At 48.1% G+C, this 18,088-nt stretch carries 15 protein-coding genes; 13 read left to right on the top strand and 2 right to left on the bottom strand.

Features of this window, described 5'->3' with window-relative positions; all coding sequences use genetic code 11:
* Window positions 1-90: 90 nt before the first annotated feature.
* The 6 genes from argJ (at window position 91) to argH (ending at window position 8,133) form a co-directional block, all read left to right on the top strand.
* Window positions 91-1,329, top strand: a complete 1,239-nt coding sequence (gene argJ / locus MKX40_RS27590) for a bifunctional glutamate N-acetyltransferase/amino-acid acetyltransferase ArgJ (RefSeq protein WP_339238105.1) — start codon at window positions 91-93, stop codon at window positions 1,327-1,329.
* Window positions 1,330-1,642: 313 nt separating this feature from the next.
* Entirely contained in the window at window positions 1,643-2,482 is an 840-nt protein-coding gene (gene argB, locus MKX40_RS27585) for an acetylglutamate kinase (protein ID WP_091013051.1), read from the top strand.
* A gap of 323 nt (window positions 2,483-2,805) precedes the next feature.
* Window positions 2,806-4,059, top strand: coding sequence for an aspartate aminotransferase family protein (locus MKX40_RS27580; RefSeq protein WP_339238102.1), 1,254 nt, complete (start codon window positions 2,806-2,808; stop codon window positions 4,057-4,059).
* Window positions 4,060-4,260: 201 nt separating this feature from the next.
* Window positions 4,261-5,226, top strand: a complete 966-nt coding sequence (gene argF / locus MKX40_RS27575) for an ornithine carbamoyltransferase (protein WP_339238100.1) — start codon at window positions 4,261-4,263, stop codon at window positions 5,224-5,226.
* Between the two features lie 157 nt (window positions 5,227-5,383).
* Window positions 5,384-6,619: an argininosuccinate synthase gene (locus tag MKX40_RS27570; protein ID WP_017692004.1), complete on the top strand. Its 1,236-nt coding sequence runs from the start codon at window positions 5,384-5,386 to the stop codon at window positions 6,617-6,619.
* Window positions 6,620-6,729: 110 nt separating this feature from the next.
* Entirely contained in the window at window positions 6,730-8,133 is a 1,404-nt protein-coding gene (argH, locus tag MKX40_RS27565; RefSeq protein ID WP_339243217.1) for an argininosuccinate lyase, read from the top strand.
* Between the two features lie 195 nt (window positions 8,134-8,328).
* Here argH and MKX40_RS27560 read toward each other — a convergent pair whose 3' ends face one another.
* On the bottom strand, window positions 8,329-9,117 hold the full coding sequence (locus MKX40_RS27560; RefSeq protein ID WP_339238098.1) for an alpha/beta hydrolase family protein: 789 nt from the start codon (window positions 9,115-9,117) through the stop codon (window positions 8,329-8,331).
* A 299-nt stretch (window positions 9,118-9,416) separates the two neighbouring features.
* Between MKX40_RS27560 and MKX40_RS27555 the strand changes: the two genes are divergently transcribed.
* The 4 genes from MKX40_RS27555 (at window position 9,417) to MKX40_RS27540 (ending at window position 13,127) form a co-directional block, all read left to right on the top strand.
* Window positions 9,417-10,040 carry a YhbD family protein gene (locus MKX40_RS27555; protein WP_339238096.1) on the top strand — a complete coding sequence of 208 codons (624 nt, stop codon included), beginning with the start codon at window positions 9,417-9,419 and terminating at the stop codon, window positions 10,038-10,040.
* Between the two features lie 14 nt (window positions 10,041-10,054).
* Complete coding sequence (locus tag MKX40_RS27550) at window positions 10,055-10,783, top strand: polymer-forming cytoskeletal protein (protein WP_339238094.1); 729 nt, start codon at window positions 10,055-10,057, stop codon at window positions 10,781-10,783.
* A gap of 34 nt (window positions 10,784-10,817) precedes the next feature.
* Window positions 10,818-11,501, top strand: a complete 684-nt coding sequence (locus MKX40_RS27545; protein ID WP_339238092.1) for a hypothetical protein — start codon at window positions 10,818-10,820, stop codon at window positions 11,499-11,501.
* Between the two features lie 72 nt (window positions 11,502-11,573).
* Window positions 11,574-13,127 carry an MDR family MFS transporter gene (locus MKX40_RS27540; RefSeq protein WP_339238090.1) on the top strand — a complete coding sequence of 518 codons (1,554 nt, stop codon included), beginning with the start codon at window positions 11,574-11,576 and terminating at the stop codon, window positions 13,125-13,127.
* Window positions 13,128-13,278: 151 nt separating this feature from the next.
* On the opposite strand, the gene MKX40_RS27535 is transcribed toward MKX40_RS27540, so the two are convergent.
* Window positions 13,279-14,709: a VanW family protein gene (locus MKX40_RS27535; protein WP_339238088.1), complete on the bottom strand. Its 1,431-nt coding sequence runs from the start codon at window positions 14,707-14,709 to the stop codon at window positions 13,279-13,281.
* Between the two features lie 254 nt (window positions 14,710-14,963).
* Between MKX40_RS27535 and ftsE the strand changes: the two genes are divergently transcribed.
* From ftsE to MKX40_RS27520, 3 genes are all read left to right on the top strand, one after another.
* Window positions 14,964-15,650: a cell division ATP-binding protein FtsE gene (ftsE, locus tag MKX40_RS27530; RefSeq protein ID WP_339238086.1), complete on the top strand. Its 687-nt coding sequence runs from the start codon at window positions 14,964-14,966 to the stop codon at window positions 15,648-15,650.
* The gene (ftsX, locus tag MKX40_RS27525) at window positions 15,640-16,557 is read left to right on the top strand and encodes a permease-like cell division protein FtsX (protein WP_339238084.1); all 918 of its coding nucleotides are present in this window, start codon (window positions 15,640-15,642) and stop codon (window positions 16,555-16,557) included. Before ftsE ends, ftsX begins: the two co-directional genes overlap by 11 nt.
* A gap of 188 nt (window positions 16,558-16,745) precedes the next feature.
* Window positions 16,746-18,026 carry a peptidoglycan DD-metalloendopeptidase family protein gene (locus MKX40_RS27520; protein ID WP_339238082.1) on the top strand — a complete coding sequence of 427 codons (1,281 nt, stop codon included), beginning with the start codon at window positions 16,746-16,748 and terminating at the stop codon, window positions 18,024-18,026.
* The last annotated feature ends 62 nt before the right edge of the window (window positions 18,027-18,088 follow it).

Raw genomic sequence — 18,088 nt, 5'->3', positions numbered from 1 at the left:
AGTGCATTCTTGGAGTGAACTTAGGGAGATCGGATCAGGTTAAGCAGGCGGATCATCGGCATTTAGCTGAACGCATACGGGGGATATGATATGGGAACGAATGTGGAGCAACAGAGTTTTACCGTGATTGAGAACGGAACAATTGTAACTCCTGGGGGATTCACTGCTGGTGGACTTCACTGCGGATTGAAAAAAACTTCTCGTAATGACATCGGAGCGATCCGATGTGATGTACCGGCTACAGCTGCTGCTGTATATACAACGAATGTGTTTCAGGCCGCGCCACTCAAAGTAACGCGCGAAAGCTTGAACAACGGACGACTTCAGGCTGTTATCGTTAACAGCGGTAACGCTAATGCATGCACAGGGCAACAAGGGGAAGAAGATGCATATGCGATGCGCTCGGCTGCTGCGCGTGAGTTGGGTGTGGCTGAAGAGGACGTTGCTGTGGCCTCCACAGGTGTCATTGGGGAATTGCTCAAAATGGATGCTGTACATTCAGGCATCACCGGCCTTCCGGCGCATATGGGCAAGGAGTCGAATGAGGCGGAACAATTTTCACAAGCGATTCTGACAACGGATTTGGTGAAAAAGGAAGCCTGCGTCTCCGTTCTGGTTAACGGCAAGACGGTTACGATTGCGGGTGCCGCCAAAGGCTCGGGAATGATTCATCCGAATATGGCGACGATGCTCGCTTTTATGACCTCTGACGCGGTCATTGGTGCAGAAGCGTTGCAGCGCCTGCTGCGCCAGGCAACCAATCACACATTTAACATGATTACCGTCGATGGGGATACAAGTACAAACGACATGCTGGTAGCCATGTCCAGTGGATATGCAGGCAATGAAGAGCTGACAACAAAGCACCCGGATTGGGACGCTTTTGCAGCTGGCTTCACCTATGTATGCCAAGTACTGGCCAAAGCCATTGCTCGCGATGGTGAAGGAGCAACCAAACTGGTTGAGGTAGAAGTTACGGGTGCGGTAAGTGATGAATCTGCACAAGCGATTGCCAAAACGGTTATCGGGTCCAGTCTGGTGAAATCCGCCATGTTCGGCGCTGACGCCAACTGGGGACGAATTATTGCAGCCGTAGGACGTGCAGGGCAACCAGTGAACCCGGATACGGTGAATATTCGTTTGGGAGAGATCTCGGTACTTGAACAATCTCGTCCAGTCGTTTTCGACGAAGAAGCAGCATTGGCCTATTTGCAGACCGATACAGTACGCATTGTGGTGGATCTGCACCACGGCGAAGGAATGGCAACAGCCTGGGGCTGCGACCTGACGTATGACTACGTCCGAATTAACGCAGCATACCGTACGTAATACGTCTTAGCATTTATTCTATTGAAGCTAACAGCTTCCCTAAAAGAAGCTGTTTCGTAAATATATAGAAAATCTATAAGGATTGAACTTTATTTGGTCTTTGAGGCGAAGGCAGTGGAGAAGACGGAATCGATTCTGTAGAAGCGAAGCGTTCGCCTTTGTCTCCGGGTTTCCCCTTTATAAAGGGAATCAAAAAACCTGGAGACAACAGCGATCAAAAGAACGATCCGGATTCGGAACGGTCAGCCAACGAATATCGCATCAATTAAGTGTTAAGCCTTTAAGAATATTTGAACGAAAGGAGCTTGCCCTCATGAATTCAACAATGCCAAACAAAAGTACCGCAACGGAAGCGAGCACAGAGAAACAGATGTTTGTCATGAAATGTGGAGGCAGCACACTGGCGGCATTGCCAGAGTCCTTCTTTGCGGATCTGCGTGATTTGCAGTCTCAGGGCACACAGCCGGTAATCGTGCATGGTGGAGGCCCTGCAATTTCGGATAACCTGGCGAAGCTTGGTATCGAAACCGAATTCGTTAATGGCCTGCGCAAAACAACTGAACCTGTGCTGGACGTAGTGGAGATGGTGCTTGCGGGCAGTATCAACAAACAGATCGTGCGCCTGATCCAACGTGTGGGCGGTCGTGCACTAGGTTTATCCGGCGTGGACGGTGGTTTGATCCAGGCTAAACCTGTTACAAATCACGCAGAGATCGGCTGGGTAGGCGATGTCACGGGTGTGAATGCAGAGATTATCCAAGGCATCGTGAACATGGGTTACATGCCGGTTATCGCGCCAGTTGGTGTGGATGCCACTGGACAACGCTACAACATCAACGCAGATACAGCTGCGGGTGCTGTGGCGTCTCATCTTGGCGTAAGCCGGATGATTGTCGTAACCGACGTTCCTGGCATCATGAAGAACGTAGGCGGCGAGAAAAAAGTACTGCCATCCGTCTCTGTACAGGAGATCGAGGATATGATCCAAACCGGAGAAATCTATGGTGGCATGATTCCCAAAGTGCGTGCAGCTATCGCATGTATTCATGGTCAAGTACGTGAGGTTATCATCGTAGACGGAAGCGAACCCCAGATCCTGAGCCGAGTGCTCGGCGGAGAAATTATCGGAACAAAAATTATCCGTATGCAATAATTATTCTCAGTGCGCTAGGGTCTTCATGGTCTTATATTAAATAAAAAATATGTGCACGGCATTTTTATGTGAAGATTGAACATCACACAATAACGTAGAGGACAGAAATAACCTGAAGAAGCGAAGCGTGCGCCTAAAAGCTTTCTGAAAGAAAGCTACTTCGGAAGCATACACTATCCCCGGATTTTCCCCTTTAAGGGGTAATCAAAAAATCCGGGGATAACAGCGATCGGAAGGTTGTTCTGGCATCGAAGTGAAAAGTGTAAAGTTAAGGTGTTCTCATAATTAGTGCCGTTGCACCAACCAATAGGAGTGATATGGTGATGGCAAAAGGCAACGAACAGCCAGGTTCTGGCACAGCGGTAGCGGGCGCAGCAGCAACAGGTGCAGCGGCACAGACGGAAAGCTCGCTTTTTCAAACATATGCGCGTTATCCAATCAGTCTGGTCAAAGGTAAAGGAAGTTGGTTGTGGGATGACCAAGGCAACCGTTATCTAGATTTCATGTGCGGACTCGCTGTAACCAGCCTGGGCCATGCACCAGAGAAAGTCGGTGCCAAGCTGAAAGCTCAGATTGATGAGCTGTGGCATGTGTCCAACCTGTTCCAGATTCCGGGCCAGGAGAAAGCAGCAGCACTGCTGACAGCCAATACATGTGCTGATGCCGTGTTCTTCTGTAACAGTGGTGCCGAAGCGAACGAAGCGGCAATCAAAGTAGCACGTCGTTATCACCAGAAAGTGAAAGGAACAGATCGCTATGAAGTGATCACCTTTGCCCAGTCCTTCCACGGACGGACACTTGCAACATTGACGGCAACTGGACAGGATAAGGTGAAAGAAGGATTTTTGCCATTGCCAGCCGGATTTGTAACTGTACCTTTGCATGATATTCCTGCACTTGAAGCGGCAATTGGACCTAAGACGGCAGCAATTATGCTGGAAATGGTTCAGGCCGAGGGCGGTGTATATCCAGTTGAGCCGGAATTCGTCAAGCATGTACGGAAACTGTGTGACGAGCACGGATTGTTACTCATTGTGGATGAAGTGCAGACTGGAATGGGACGTACTGGTAAATTGTTTGCACACGAACATTATGGCATTGAGCCAGACGTGTTCACCGTTGCCAAAGGTATCGGCAGTGGTTTCCCTGTAGGCGCGATGCTGGGTAAAGGCTTCCTGCGGGATGCGTTCACGCCAGGTAGTCATGCGACCACCTTTGGTGGAACACCACTTGCTTCATCCGTTGTGATTGCGACCATCGAAACGATGTTGGAAGATCGTTTGCCAGAGCGTGCAGCGGAGATGGGTGAATACCTGATGAGCTCCCTGCGGAATCGCTTGGCAGGTAATTCCTTTGTGAAGGAAGTACGTGGCATGGGATTGCTCGTTGGTATTGAATGTGCTGAGCCGGTAGGTGATATTGTGCTTGCTGGGCAAAAACGCGGTATTTTGTTTGTCTCTGCAGGACCAAATGTGATTCGTTTGCTTCCGAACCTGTATGTGAGCAAAGAAGAGATCGACGAGGCCGTATCGCTGGTAGGCACATTGATCGAAGAGCACGTAGCGGCGAAAGCCTAATATAAAAATGAGAACCTTTCTGTCTCGGGGCCATTACCGGCCTCGAAGCAGAATGAGATGATGAATCCCTGTAGCCGCGTGGTGAACTTGCGGAAGGCGGCAATGATTACACAACTTGAGCGCACCCAGACAACTTGTCAACGTTGCTCTCTCTTCTGCCCATGCGGGTGCAGGGAACCGGAAATAAGGAGGACATTATAGATGACAGCACAACAGACGGAAAAGATTCAGAAGATTGATCTGAGAGGCCGGGATTTTATCGAATTCACGGACTACACGGCAGAGGAGATTCGTTATCTGCTTGATCTCGCGATCGAGATTAAAGGCAAGCAAAAAAGCGGTGTACCGTTTCAACCGTTGAAAGGCAAAACGATCGGACTTATTTTTGAAAAATCATCTACACGTACGCGTGTATCCTTTGAAGTAGGCATGTTCCAATTGGGTGGACACGCGCTCTTCCTGAGCAAAAATGATATCCAGCTGGGTCGTGGGGAAACAACACATGATACAGCCAAAGTATTGTCCCGCTACCTGGACGGCATCATGATTCGTACCTTTGGACACCATAATGTAACTGAACTGGCAGAGCATGCGGATGTTCCAGTCATTAACGGCCTGAGCGATGCAGCGCATCCTTGCCAGGTACTGGCAGACTTCCAAACGGTGCTGGAGCACAAAGGCAAGCTCGCAGGTCTGAAAATGGCTTACATCGGAGATGGCAACAACATGGCACACTCCCTGATGCTCGGTGCAGCGAAGATGGGGATGCATGTTGCTGTAGCAACGCCAGAAGGTTATGAGCCGGATAGCGCAGTAGTGGAGCAGGCACGTATTATCGCACAGGAGAGCGGTTCTGAAGTGACTGTAACGTACAGTGCACAAGAAGCCGCCAAAGATGCAGATATCGTGTACACGGATGTGTGGGCAAGCATGGGCTTTGAAGAAGAGCAGAAGATTCGTGAGCAAGCGTTTGCGGCATACCAAGTGGATGAGGAACTGATGAAAAGCGCGAAGCCGGACTACATGTTCTTGCACTGTCTGCCAGCACACCGCGGCGAAGAAGTGAGTGCCGGTGTAATTGACGGACCGAACTCCCTGATCTTTGATCAGGCGGAGAATCGCTTGCATGCACAGAAAGCATTAATGGCTGCGTTAATGAGCGAATAGATGTTGTTTGCCTTTATGGGTTGATTTTAGGCGCAGATTTCGCGATGATAGATTCATCTATAATGTACTTTAAAAAGTTAATTAAAAAGAAGCTTGTAGGATTCAGTGTATGAAGGCTCTGTTTTAACTTAACTGATCTTGGGGAGGACCACTGAACATGGCTAAGGAAAAAATTGTACTCGCGTATTCGGGCGGGTTGGACACATCTGTAATTTTGAAATGGTTGAAAGAAACATATGATGCTGAGATTATCGCTTTCACAGCGGATATCGGACAAAAGGACGAACTGGATGGCTTGGAGGAAAAAGCACTCGCTACTGGCGCTTCCAAAGTATACATCGACGATCTGCGCGATGAATTCGCGAAAGATTTCATCTATCCGATGTTCCAGGCAGGTGCCCTTTATGAAGGACAATACCTGCTCGGCACAAGTATCGCTCGTCCACTGATCGCTAAACGCATGGTGGATATCGCTCGTGCAGAAGGTGCTACAGCCATCGCTCACGGCGCTACGGGTAAAGGAAATGACCAAGTTCGCTTTGAGTTGAACGCGGCTGCGCTGACACCAGACATTAACGTCATTGCACCTTGGCGTCTGGAAGAATTCCGCAACCAGTTCCCGGGACGTGCAGAGATGATTGCTTACGCTGAGAAACATGGCATTCCGGTAACCGCATCTGCGGCTAAACCATACTCTACAGACCGTAACTTGCTGCATATCAGCTATGAGAGCGGTGTGCTTGAAGATCCTTGGTTCGATCCAAGCGCGGACGAGAACAAAGACATGTTCCTGCTGAGCAGTGCACCTGAAGATGCACCAGACCAAGCGGAATATGTTGAGCTTGAATTCGAACAAGGTGACTGTGTTGCACTGAACGGTGAGCGCTTGAGCCCACTGCAAGTGATGGAGCAATTGAACGAGCTGGGTGGCAAACATGGTATTGGCCGTGTAGATATGGTTGAGAACCGTTTTGTGGGTATGAAGAGCCGTGGCGTGTACGAAACCCCAGGTGGAACGATCTTGTTCACCGCACATCGCAAAATGGAATCCATCACGATGGACCGTGAAGTGATGAACCTGCGTGATAGCCTGATCACACGTTATAGCACCCTGGTATACAACGGTTTCTGGTTCGCACCAGAGCGTCTTGCATTGCAAGCGCTGGTGACTGAAAGCCAAAAAAATGTAACAGGTACCGTACGTGTGAAGCTGTACAAAGGCAATATCATCGGCGCAGGTGTGAAAAGTCCTGTCAGTCTCTACAATCCGGACATCGCAACGATGGAAGCTGATCCAACGCAAGCTTACGATCAAGGGGATGCAACAGGCTTTATCCGCCTGAACGCACTTCGTCTGAAAGTAAACTCCGGCGTGGAGCAGAACAAAAACTAATTTCAACCTGCACAATAGAGCTATATCAATATAAATGACAAACAAGGCAGGCCGTTCTTGCACATCTGGCAGGAGCGGCTTTGTCCATGAGCGAAAGGGGAGTACTCACTGTGAGCAAGCTGTGGGGAGGACGTTTTACAAAACAAACCAATCATTTGGTTGAGGAATATACGGCATCAATCAATTTTGACAAAGCTTTGGCTGAGGAAGATATACAGGGCAGTCTGGCCCATGTAACGATGCTGGGCAAATGTGGTATTCTTCCAGCGGAAGATGTGGAAACGATCAAAGAAGGTCTAATCACCGTTCTGCACAAAATCCGTGCGGGCGAAGTGGAATTCTCCGTTTCGGATGAAGATATCCACATGAATATTGAGAAAAACCTGATTGATACGATTGGCCCTGTAGGCGGCAAACTACATACAGGCCGTAGTCGGAACGACCAGGTTGCAACGGATATGCACCTATACTTGCGTGAGCGCGTGGTTGGCTTTGTAGGCATGCTGCATTCCTTGCAGGAAGCACTGATTGGACAAGCGAAAGATAACCTCGATACCATCGTACCGGGTTATACACATCTTCAACGGGCACAGCCGATTCTGTTCGCCCATCACCTGATGGCGTATGTCTCCATGTTCCAACGTGATGCGGAGCGTCTGATGGACAGTTACAAACGCATTAACATCCTGCCACTGGGTGCAGGTGCGCTCGCTGGCACAACATTCCCGATTGACCGTCATTTTGTGGCGGAACAACTGGGCTTTGATGGTGTGTACGAGAACAGTCTGGACGCAGTAAGCGACCGCGACTTCATCGTTGAGTTCCTGGCAGCAGCTTCCCTCATCATGACTCACTTGTCCCGTCTGAGTGAAGAGCTGGTGCTGTGGAGCAGCACAGAGTTTGGATTCGTTGAACTGGACGATGCGTTCTGCACAGGCAGCAGCATTATGCCTCAGAAGAAAAACCCGGACGTTCCTGAACTCGTTCGTGGTAAAACAGGACGTGTGTACGGCAACCTGATTGGTTTGCTGACCGTACTGAAATCTCTTCCACTGGCATACAACAAAGATATGCAGGAAGACAAAGAAGGCATGTTCGACACGGTAGCAACGCTGGAAGGTGCACTTCAACTGTTTGCTCCAATGATCGCAACAATGACCGTGAACAAGGATCGGATGCGTCAAGCGGTCAACCAGGATTTCTCGAACGCCACGGATATTGCCGATTTCCTCGTAGGCGAAGGCTTGCCTTTCCGTCAGGCGCATGAAGTGATTGGTAAAACGGTGCTGTACTGCATCCAGAACAGCAAGTATTTGCTGGATCTGACGATCGATGAATTCAAGCAGTTCTCACCACTGTTCGATGACCGGATCTATGATGTACTTCAACCGGAAGCGGTAGTGAACGCTCGTAACGTTTACGGTGGAACAGCTTCGGGTCAAGTTGCCGAAGCCATCACACGCAGTGAGAAGGTACTGGAGATTACCGAGCAATGGATTACGAACCGCGGTTAATATCACGGTTACTATAGGTATTTGTACAGATAGGACAGGACAATAAAGAAGCAGGCCAGAGAACTTTGTTCTCCATGGCCTGCTTTTTTGTGTTTTACAGCGATATGATGTGGATCATTCCAGCTCCATAGCAATAGAAGGTTGTTGCCATCTGAATGCCAGTCTTCATTGTCTGCAGCGGTTATTAATGCTCTACTAATCGCGCTTGGGCAAAGGCAACCATTTCAATACATCCTGGATCTTGGCATCCCAGTAGCCCCATTCATGTTCACCAGGCCCTTCCTCGTACGTCAATTCGAAGTTGGTTTGTTCGCAGGCTTGACGGAAAGTTTGATTATCCTCATACAGGAAATCTTCCGTTCCGCAACATTGGTAGAGCAAAGGTCGTGGGCTTTCGCCAGATTGATTTTCTTTTAACAGATGGATCAGATCGTTCTCTGTACCTGTCACATCGGGTCCGAAAATCCGCTGTAACTCCGTTTGTTGTAAGGCTGAGGATGCGTTTCTATCCATATGTGCAGACATATCGAGAGCACCAGACAAACTGGCAGCTGCCGCATACTGTTCTGGTTTACGAAGGGCCAGCTTGAACGCGCCATAACCACCCATGGATAATCCAGCAACGAAGTTATCCTCACGCTTTGGTGACAGAGGGAAGAAAGAACGAGCAAGTTTAGGCAGTTCTTCGCTGATAAACGTCCAGTATTTTCCGCCTTCGACCATATCTGTATAGAAACTGCGATGTACTTGCGGCATAACAACGGCGATTCCTAGGTTGGCTACATAACGTTCAATCGATGTGCGGCGCAGCCAGATGGAATCATCATCCGATAGACCGTGTAACAGGTACAGGGTTGGATGAAGTCCTTTGCCTGTCACGTTCTCCATACCGATCTGATTGTGGGTTTGTTGCGGCAGAATGACATGCATACTGGTACTCAGCCCAAGTGTATCGGAGTAAAAATCACATTTAATAAGTGCCATGAGTATAAGAAACCCCTTTCATAAGTTCGTTAACCACGTGTTTTTGACTTGAGAGGATGAGCCGGGATTGCTCCCTATTAGCTTTTAAGTGTCCATATTTAACAGGTTATACGCATTGCTGGTGCAATGCAATAACAAAGATGCACATTAAAAAATTATGCAGAAGTATCTCTAAATTGTAAGGTTTCAACAGGCTAAGCCAGATGAGTGGCGTGGAGGGAAGATCAACATTATTACGACGTTATTTACAACGTAACAATGTTATGTTACACTGATTTCACGATAAAGGGGGACCATATATGACGGATGATTTGATCTCCAAAAAAGAACTGCTGGACCTGACAGGAATCTCCTACGGCCAGTTATACCGCTGGAAGCGGAAAAATCTCATTCCGGAAGAATGGTTTATTCGGAAGTCGTCCTACACCGGACAAGAGACCTTTTTTCCCAAACAACAGATTTTACTGCGCATTGACAAGATTCTCAATATGAAAGACGGATTATCGCTGGATGAGCTGGCGGACGTGTTCTCACCTACGTTGGGTGAAGTGGAAATGTCCGCACAACAGTTGTTAGAGCGAAACATTGTTTCGCAAATATCGCTGGATTTGATGAAAGAAGCAGGTCGGGAACAATCGTTATATGCTTTGGAGCAGATCATGATGCTCTACGTCCTTGATAAGCTGTTAATGAGCGGAGATATTACTCGGCAAGAGGGTGTGTTGCTAATCGATGTGATGTCCGAACATTATTATCGTTTTACAGGCAAACCCAGCGAACTGGTGCTTATTCGTAAGATGGGTGTTCCTTCATTCATGCTGGTAACAGCAGGAATGGAGTTTTATTTTGACAATGGTGTGAAGGTGGTTGTTAGGCAGCCGATGGGAACATTTATGGAAGAATTAAAACTCAAATTGGGATAAGGAGAGGATCATCTATGGAAGAACGAAATAAGCGGAATGATCTGAATGTATCGGGTATGAGTCAAACGGCAGGTGGGGAGTTTCACCGTGTATCGATTGATGGTATGGCTAAGGTGAATGGTAATCTGGACTGTACCTCTATGGAAGTGAATGGAACATTGAAGATGCACGGCGCTTTAAGCTCCGAGAGTGCAACGATTAACGGCATGTGTACGTTGAATGGCCCCTTGACCAGTTCGCGTGTTCGTGTGGATGGCATGACGACAATTAACGGAGATCTTCATAGCCCTGAGATTGAAGTGAACGGGAAGTGTACCGTACGTGGAAGAGTAGATGGGGAACGAATTGATATTGGCGGCGTGATCGATGTTGAAGGTGATGTGCAATGTGAGTCCTTGAACGTACAGGGAAATATCAAGATCAGCGGCTTCCTGAATGCGGGAACAGTGGAGATCAGGCTTCACACCTCTTCTTCGGCTAAAGAGATTGGCGGAGAGCGTATTGATATTCGTCGCAAGGAACAACAGAACGGGTTCTGGAAAAGTATTGGCCTGGGCGGAACTCCATCATTTAAGACATCCTTGATTGAGGGCGATGAGATTGTGCTGGAAGATACCGAAGCTGATATTGTTCGGGGGAGTAACATTTTCATCGGTCGCGGCTGTAACATCCGGCTGGTCGAATATTCAGGTGAACTTGAGGTAGATCAGGATGCCAAGGTGGGCAGCAGTCAGCGAATTTAAATTTTGGATATGGAGAGAAAGGGATGAGATCGACATGAATAACAATCCTGGGCGTTCATTGGACAACAAAATGGATATCAGCATCGTTGGTGATGGCAGTTCTGCTGGGGGCGTGTATGGCAAGGTTAAGGTCATAGGGGATGCGTCCTTTAACGACAATCTATCTTGTGATCTTTTCAAATGTACGGGTACATCGGTCATATACGGATCGCTTGAAGCCACAGAGATTAAAATTACGGGAACCCTTACTTTGACAGATCGAGCTGTCAGCAACGATGGTGAGGATGGAATTCAGGCATCTGGCCTGCATGCCAAAGCTGAGCATATCAAAGTGGTTGGTGAGCTTCATTTGTCAGGGGATTGTCAGGCAGAAAATATCAAGCTGAACGGACGGTTGACGATAGCGGGGATGCTCAGCGCTGAACACATGACACTCAAGATCATGGGTCCATCCGAGGTCAAGGAAATGGGCGGTTCCATCATCTCGGTGAAGAGTGGCCGGTTGAATGACTTGTTCACGGGGAATAAGTCAATTCTCAAGGCACAGATTATCGAAGGTGACGATATTGAATTAGAAAATACCGAGGCCGAGATTGTGCGTGGCGATAAAATAAAAATCGGTCCTGGCTGCCGGATCGGTAAAGTGGAATACCGTTCATCTCTGCAAATTCATCCGCAATCGGAAGTTTTACTGCAAAGCAATCGGTCCTTGGACTGATTAACGAAAACTTCTTTTCGGATATACTAATGCAGTCATATGAATAGAGCGTGAATGGAGAGATTGAGTACAATGGTTGCACGTAAAAACAGTATTGGATTGGTGCTGGCAGGGTTACTGCTCAGCATACTAATGGCTTCGATGGATAATACCATCGTGGCAACAGCTATGGGGGATATTGTCGGGAAGCTGGGTGGGCTCGACAAGTTCGTCTGGGTTACCTCCGCGTACATGGTGGCTGAGATGGCGGGGATGCCAATCTTCGGTAAGTTATCCGATATGTATGGACGGAAGAAGTTTTTTGTCTTTGGTATTATTGTATTTATGCTTGGCTCAGCACTGTGCGGAACGGCAACGTCTATTGTGGAATTGACGATGTACAGAGCAATTCAAGGTATTGGTGCAGGTGCTTTGGTACCGATTGCCTTTACGATCATGTTTGATGTCGTAGCACCAGAATCTCGTGGTAAATTGGGTGGATTGTTTGGAGCGGTCTTCGGTCTGTCCAGCGTCTTTGGACCACTGCTGGGTGCTTACATTACTCAGTATGCGACATGGGAATGGGTATTCTATATCAACCTGCCGCTCGGCTTGATTGCATTTGTGTTTATTGCCTTCTTCTACAAGGAGTCTCATCAGCATCAATCCCAACAGATCGACTGGCTGGGTGCTGTAACACTGATTGGCGCTGTCGTGTGCCTGATCTTTGGTCTGGAATTGGGCGGCAAGACGTTTGCCTGGGGTTCATGGCAGATTCTTGGCCTGTTTGCCGGATTTGTAGCACTAGCGCTGCTGTTCCTGTTTGCAGAAACAAAAGCGAAGGAACCGATCATCTCTTTCGGCATGTTCCGCAACCGGGTCTACTGGTCCAGTAATGTTATTGGGATGTTCAGTGGTGCGGCGTTCATTACAGCATCCGTGTACATTCCGATCTTCATACAGGGGGTACTCGGTGGCAAAGCGACCAACTCCGGTCTCGTACTTTTACCGATGATGCTAGGGTCCGTTGTGACGGCATCCCTGGGCGGGGTGCTCATGACCAAAATCAAATATCGCAATATCATGATTCCTACGTTGGCCTTACTTGTCATTGGACTTGGATTGCTGACTACATTGGATGAGAGTTCTTCCCTCTGGACGATACGTATTTACATGGTGATGGTTGGTCTGGGTGTCGGGGCCTCGTTCTCGGTACTCAGCAATGCAGCCATGAACGCATTTGAACCGCGAAGACGCGGAGCAGCAAGCTCCACGCTTAACTTTTTGCGGTCCCTCGGCATGACGATGGGTATTACGATCTTTGGTATCGTGCAGAGCCAGGTATTTACGCGTAAAATGAATGATGCTCTCGCAGGAGCAGCTGCGGAGACAGGTGGTGCTTCCGCGGGTGGTATGCCTCAGGGAATGGATCTGACCGATCCACATGCGTTGCTCTCACCAGAACTCAGACAGGCGATTCCGCCTCAGGTGCTGGATAGCATCACACATGCTCTATCTTCTTCCATCGTGCAGTTGTTTGCTTGGGCCGTGATTCCAGCTGCACTCGCGTTGGTTGCTTCTTTCTTCATGGGAAAAGAGAAGATGGTCGTAGGCGAAGAGCAAGGCGAATACACAGGCGGTCACTAAACCGTAATGCAGTAAACCTCTGATTAAAGAAGTAACCCTAGTTTATTAAGACTCCAATATCCTAAACAAATGAAAAGACACACTTCTGGCGTATCCTAAAAAGGGACGGGAAGTGTGTCTTTTCGTTTGGGTTTGTTTCAAACACATCCTGTTATGGCCGTTTCGTATCGCTGATTCCATCTTCAACCACAGAAGGTTCTTGTGGATCGGGCAGGCTGCTATGACCTGAGCGGGCAATCAGACGATTCTGAGCTTTGTACGTATCTCGTGTAATCGTTTTGGATTCGACCACTTTGCCGTCCAGCCTCTTGGTTCTTACCGTCTCGACAATATAACCAGGCTGTCCGTCTTGCAGCACCTGCTGAGCGCCATCAGGCAGTACCGCACTGGACACATATTTCACCGGAACACTTAATGTTTCAATGGTGCGAGATTCAAGTGCATAGCTGACATTCTCCGGGAATGTGCCGAAAAATTTCACTATCAATTGGTGGTTCTTCACTTCTGCATGAATGAGTAGGGATTTTCCAGTATTGTTCTTGAAGCGAAAGTTAATGGCTCCGGAGGCAAAGGTGGCATCCAGTCCTTTCGGCAAATATTTGACCGGCAGGGAGTGGTTGCGACGCTCAATAATATCAAGACCCGTCAATAGCGCTGCGTTATACACCGTACTTGATACCTGGCAGATTCCCCCGCCAATCCCGGGGGTCAGTCTTCCATTGACAATGACCGGGGCCTCACGAAACCCATAATCCTTCTCCGCTTTACGGATGACCTTCTCATAATCGAATGTGGCATTCGGTGGCAGAATCATGCCGTTAATCGCTTCCGCTGCTGCGCTGACATTATGTATCCGGCCTTCACTACTATTGCCCAGACCTGTGGAGAACTGGATGATCTTTCGGTCAATGCCTTCCTGACGTAGCGAATCAAGGGTTACTTCAGGTTTCAGCGTATACAGTGGTACCTGGATCAGCAATGGGGTGGGTTTCTCATCCGGGCTCAGTACACTGAAATCCCTGTGCAGCTTCGTCTGAATGAGACTTGCGAGTGTTTCCCAATCAATCCGGCGGACACCCTTTTCCGGGATATACTGCACTTTGTCACTTGCGGTAATGCGCCGAACAGCGTTCGCGGGTGTGCCGAAGGTTTCTTTTTCCCAAGCAGGGCTTAGATGTTCTTTAAGTGGTTCTAAGTTGTAACTCATATGAAGGGAGAACTCTTTCGGGAAATGATAACGTGCATATGCGCGTTCCCACAGGTTACCTTCCTCCAGCTGCTGTATGGCGGATTCCACGCTTTTAACGTTGTAGCTCACCCCCACCTGATCTGCGGTATACGTCATCGTCTGGGGATCGGGTTCGGCCACTTCAAAAGTGACAGGCCAGTCCTCCAGCTTTTGAATCTGTTCGTTCAATTCATGCAATACGTTCTTACGATTGCCTTCCACCAGCATGCCGCCAACATGCACATTCTTGGGCAGCGCAGGCTGGTTTACATACATATACAGCAGTCCATATGACGCGGAGCCGATCAAGAGGATGGAGAATAGAACAATGACCGTTAAATGTATTTTTTTCATAACCGTACGCTCCTTTATACTTCTGTTGTTCCCGATTTTGTAACACTTTCTATATATATGATCCAATGCAGGAAAACTTTCGGGTACTCAATAGGTAACAAATTTGTTACAATAAACTTCATATGAATCCATGCTTCACCATCGAAACAGGAACGAAGTGGATTTTTTCCTGATGAAATTCAGGTCTTTTTAAAGGAAATGCCGGGATTGTGTCGAAATGATAATGGCTAACTATGCGAGCAGGAAGTGATGATGTGATAGAAATGCAGGACGTGTGGAAGACCTACGCCAATGGGACCCACGCATTACAAGGGGTGTCGGTGAAGATCGACCGCAATGAATTTGTCTATATCGTCGGTCCGTCCGGCGCAGGCAAATCGACATTTATGAAATTGATGTACAGAGAAGAAATTCCGACAAAAGGACAAATATCCATTAACGGATTTAATATTGGTAAGTTGAAGCCAAGAAAGATTCCTTATGTGCGCCGTAACATCGGCGTTGTGTTCCAAGACTTCCGTCTATTGCCGAGAATGACGGCTTTTGAGAATGTGGCATTTGCCATGGAAGTCATTGAGGCGCCCAAGCGGCACATCAAGAAACGGGTCATGGAAGTACTCGACTTGGTGGGACTGCGCAGCAAAGCGAATCGTGAACCTTCTCAGCTCTCAGGCGGGGAACAGCAACGTATTGCCATTGCGCGGGCTATCGTCAATAACCCATCGGTTATTATCGCGGATGAGCCTACAGGTAACCTCGATCCGGAGACGTCATGGGGCATTATGCAGCTGCTGGATGAAATTAATTTCCGGGGAACAACCATTGTTATGGCAACCCACAACAAAGATATCGTGAATACGATGCGTAAACGGGTTATCGCCATTGAACGTGGACAGATTGTACGGGATCAGATGAGAGGGGAATACGGTTATGAATTTTAGTACTCTCTTGCGCCATCTGCGGGAGGGATTCAAAAACGTATTCCGCAACGGCTGGATGTCTGTGGCCTCCATCATGTCCATCATTGTGTCGCTATTGATTCTTGGTGTGTTTATGCTGCTGGTGCTTAATGTGAACTCCATGGCGAATCAAGTGGATAGTCAGGTGGAGATCAGCACGTTTCTCGAACTGAATGTGGACGAGAACCTGCGTAACACATTGGAACAAGAAATCAGCGCGATGCCTGAAGTAAGTGAGATTCGTTTTGTTTCCAAGGAAGAAGGACTCAAGGAGTTCCGTGATCGTCTTGGAGAGAGTGCAGATAACGTGCTTAGCGGTTTCGATGTGGACAACAACCCACTGCCGGAGACCATTGAAGTTGAGGTCATTGAACCGGAAACCGTCACTTTTGTGGCGCAAAAAATCGAAGCTTTGAACGAAAAACACCCGGAGAAGCCAATCATGAAAGTGAATTACGGCAAGGAAACGGTGGAAGTGTTGTTCAAATTTACGAAGCTTGTTCGTAACATCGGATTTATTTTTGTTGGGGGACTGGGTCTCATGTCCATGTTCCTGATCTCGAATACGATTCGCGTAACGATTCTGGCCCGTCGCCGGGAGATTGGTATTATGAAGCTGGTTGGTGCAACCAACACCTTTATCCGTTGGCCTTTCTTTATTGAAGGTGCACTCATTGGATTTATTGGCTCTGTGATTACGGTTGCGGTACTGTTCGTCGGATACAGCCAGTTGATGTCCACGATTGGTCAGGATGTCTTCATGCAGATGCTTAACTTGATTCCGCTCAGCGATATCTGGCTGCTGTTTGGAACCCTGTTGATCGGACTCGGTGTGCTGGTAGGTATTTTGGGAAGTACACTGTCCATTCGAAAATCACTTAACGTTTAAATTTTGTTTTGAAACGATCAAATTGCAGAATATGTCGAAAAGAATGGTAAAGCAGGTTCATTAATGGGCGCTGTTTGACGATATGTAGGAAAGACGGAGTCTTTAAGATGGAAGAAAGCAAAGAACATGCTGTTCGCCACCTGTGCAGGTTGCTTTCTTGTGAAATCATAGGATGGGGGATCATCATTTTGAAAAAAACTGCTTCGCTGCTGGCCTTTACGTTATTGGCCAGTTTGACGCTTCAACCTTCTGACGGATATGCCAAGAGCAGCATCAGCGATATTGACCAACAGATTCAGCAACTGGAGAGCAAGGCAGCTTCTGCCAAGCAGGAGCAAAAAAAAGCGGCTTCCAACAAAAAGGAAGCGCAGCATTACAAAAACAAAACCAACGCTTATCTGAAGGTTGTCATGGAACAGATTAATGTCGTTAGTGATGAACTGGCTAGTGTATCCTTGCAAATCGAGAACACGGAGGAAGATCTCCGTACAACGAAGAAAGATCTGCAAGCGGCAGAAGAACGCATCGTTGCAAGGGAGAAATTGTTGGAGTCACGTGTACGCCTGATGTATACAGACGGTGCTGTATCCTATCTGGATGTATTGTTGTCCTCCACCAGCTTCACTGACTTTCTGACCCGTGCGGATTCACTCAAAACGATCGTGGATCAGGATCAGCACCTGCTGGATGAGCACAAAGCGGACAAGCAACTTGTCGTGGACAAAAAGGCAGAATTGGATGTGCAATATGCGGAAGCCAAGAGCCTGTATGCACAGAAGAAACAGCGCAAGTCCCAATTGAATGAAAAAGAAGCGGAAAAGCAAGTGCTTCTCGCTTCATATGATGCTAAAATCGAAGAGTCAGAAGAGTTGACACAAGAGCAGGAAGACGTATTGATGCAGATTGCCAGCAAACGTTCGGCCCTTCTTCAAGAGAAAAATAAATTGCGTGAACAGCAAGCAGCCGCAGCGGCCAAAGCCAAAGCAGCAGCTGCTGCCCGGGCGAAAGCTGCTGCCAAGGCACCAACCAGAGTCAGCGCGGATAGCAGCAGTGAGGTTACCTATTCATCCGGTAATGGTATCTTCTCAAAACCGGTATCTGGAGGACGTATTTCTTCTGGATTCGGTCCCCGTACCCATCCAATTACGGGTGTAGTGGGTAAAATGCATGCCGGTGTCGATTTTGCTGTTCCTCAGGGAACTTCAGTTCACGCGGCCTCTGGCGGAATCGTGATCATGGCTGAATGGTATAGCGGTTATGGTTATACCGTTATTGTGGACCATGGCGGTGGTCTTTGGACGTTATATGGTCACTTGCGCGAAGGTGGATTTAAAGTCAGCAAGGGAGACACTGTAAGCAAAGGTGATACCATTGCTGAGTCAGGTAATACAGGAAACTCCACGGGACCTCACTTGCACTTTGAAGTAAGAGATAACGGTACCGCGGTAAATCCGATGAACTATTTGTAATTATTGCTCCATTGACCGAATGGAAAAAACATATTCCGTACAAGCTAGACATATACTAAGCT

This window comes from Paenibacillus sp. FSL R5-0517 (assembly GCF_037974355.1).
GTDB lineage: Bacteria > Bacillota > Bacilli > Paenibacillales > Paenibacillaceae > Paenibacillus.
Note: the sequence above shows the minus strand (reverse complement) of the source record. Positions and strands in the feature narration are given on the sequence as shown.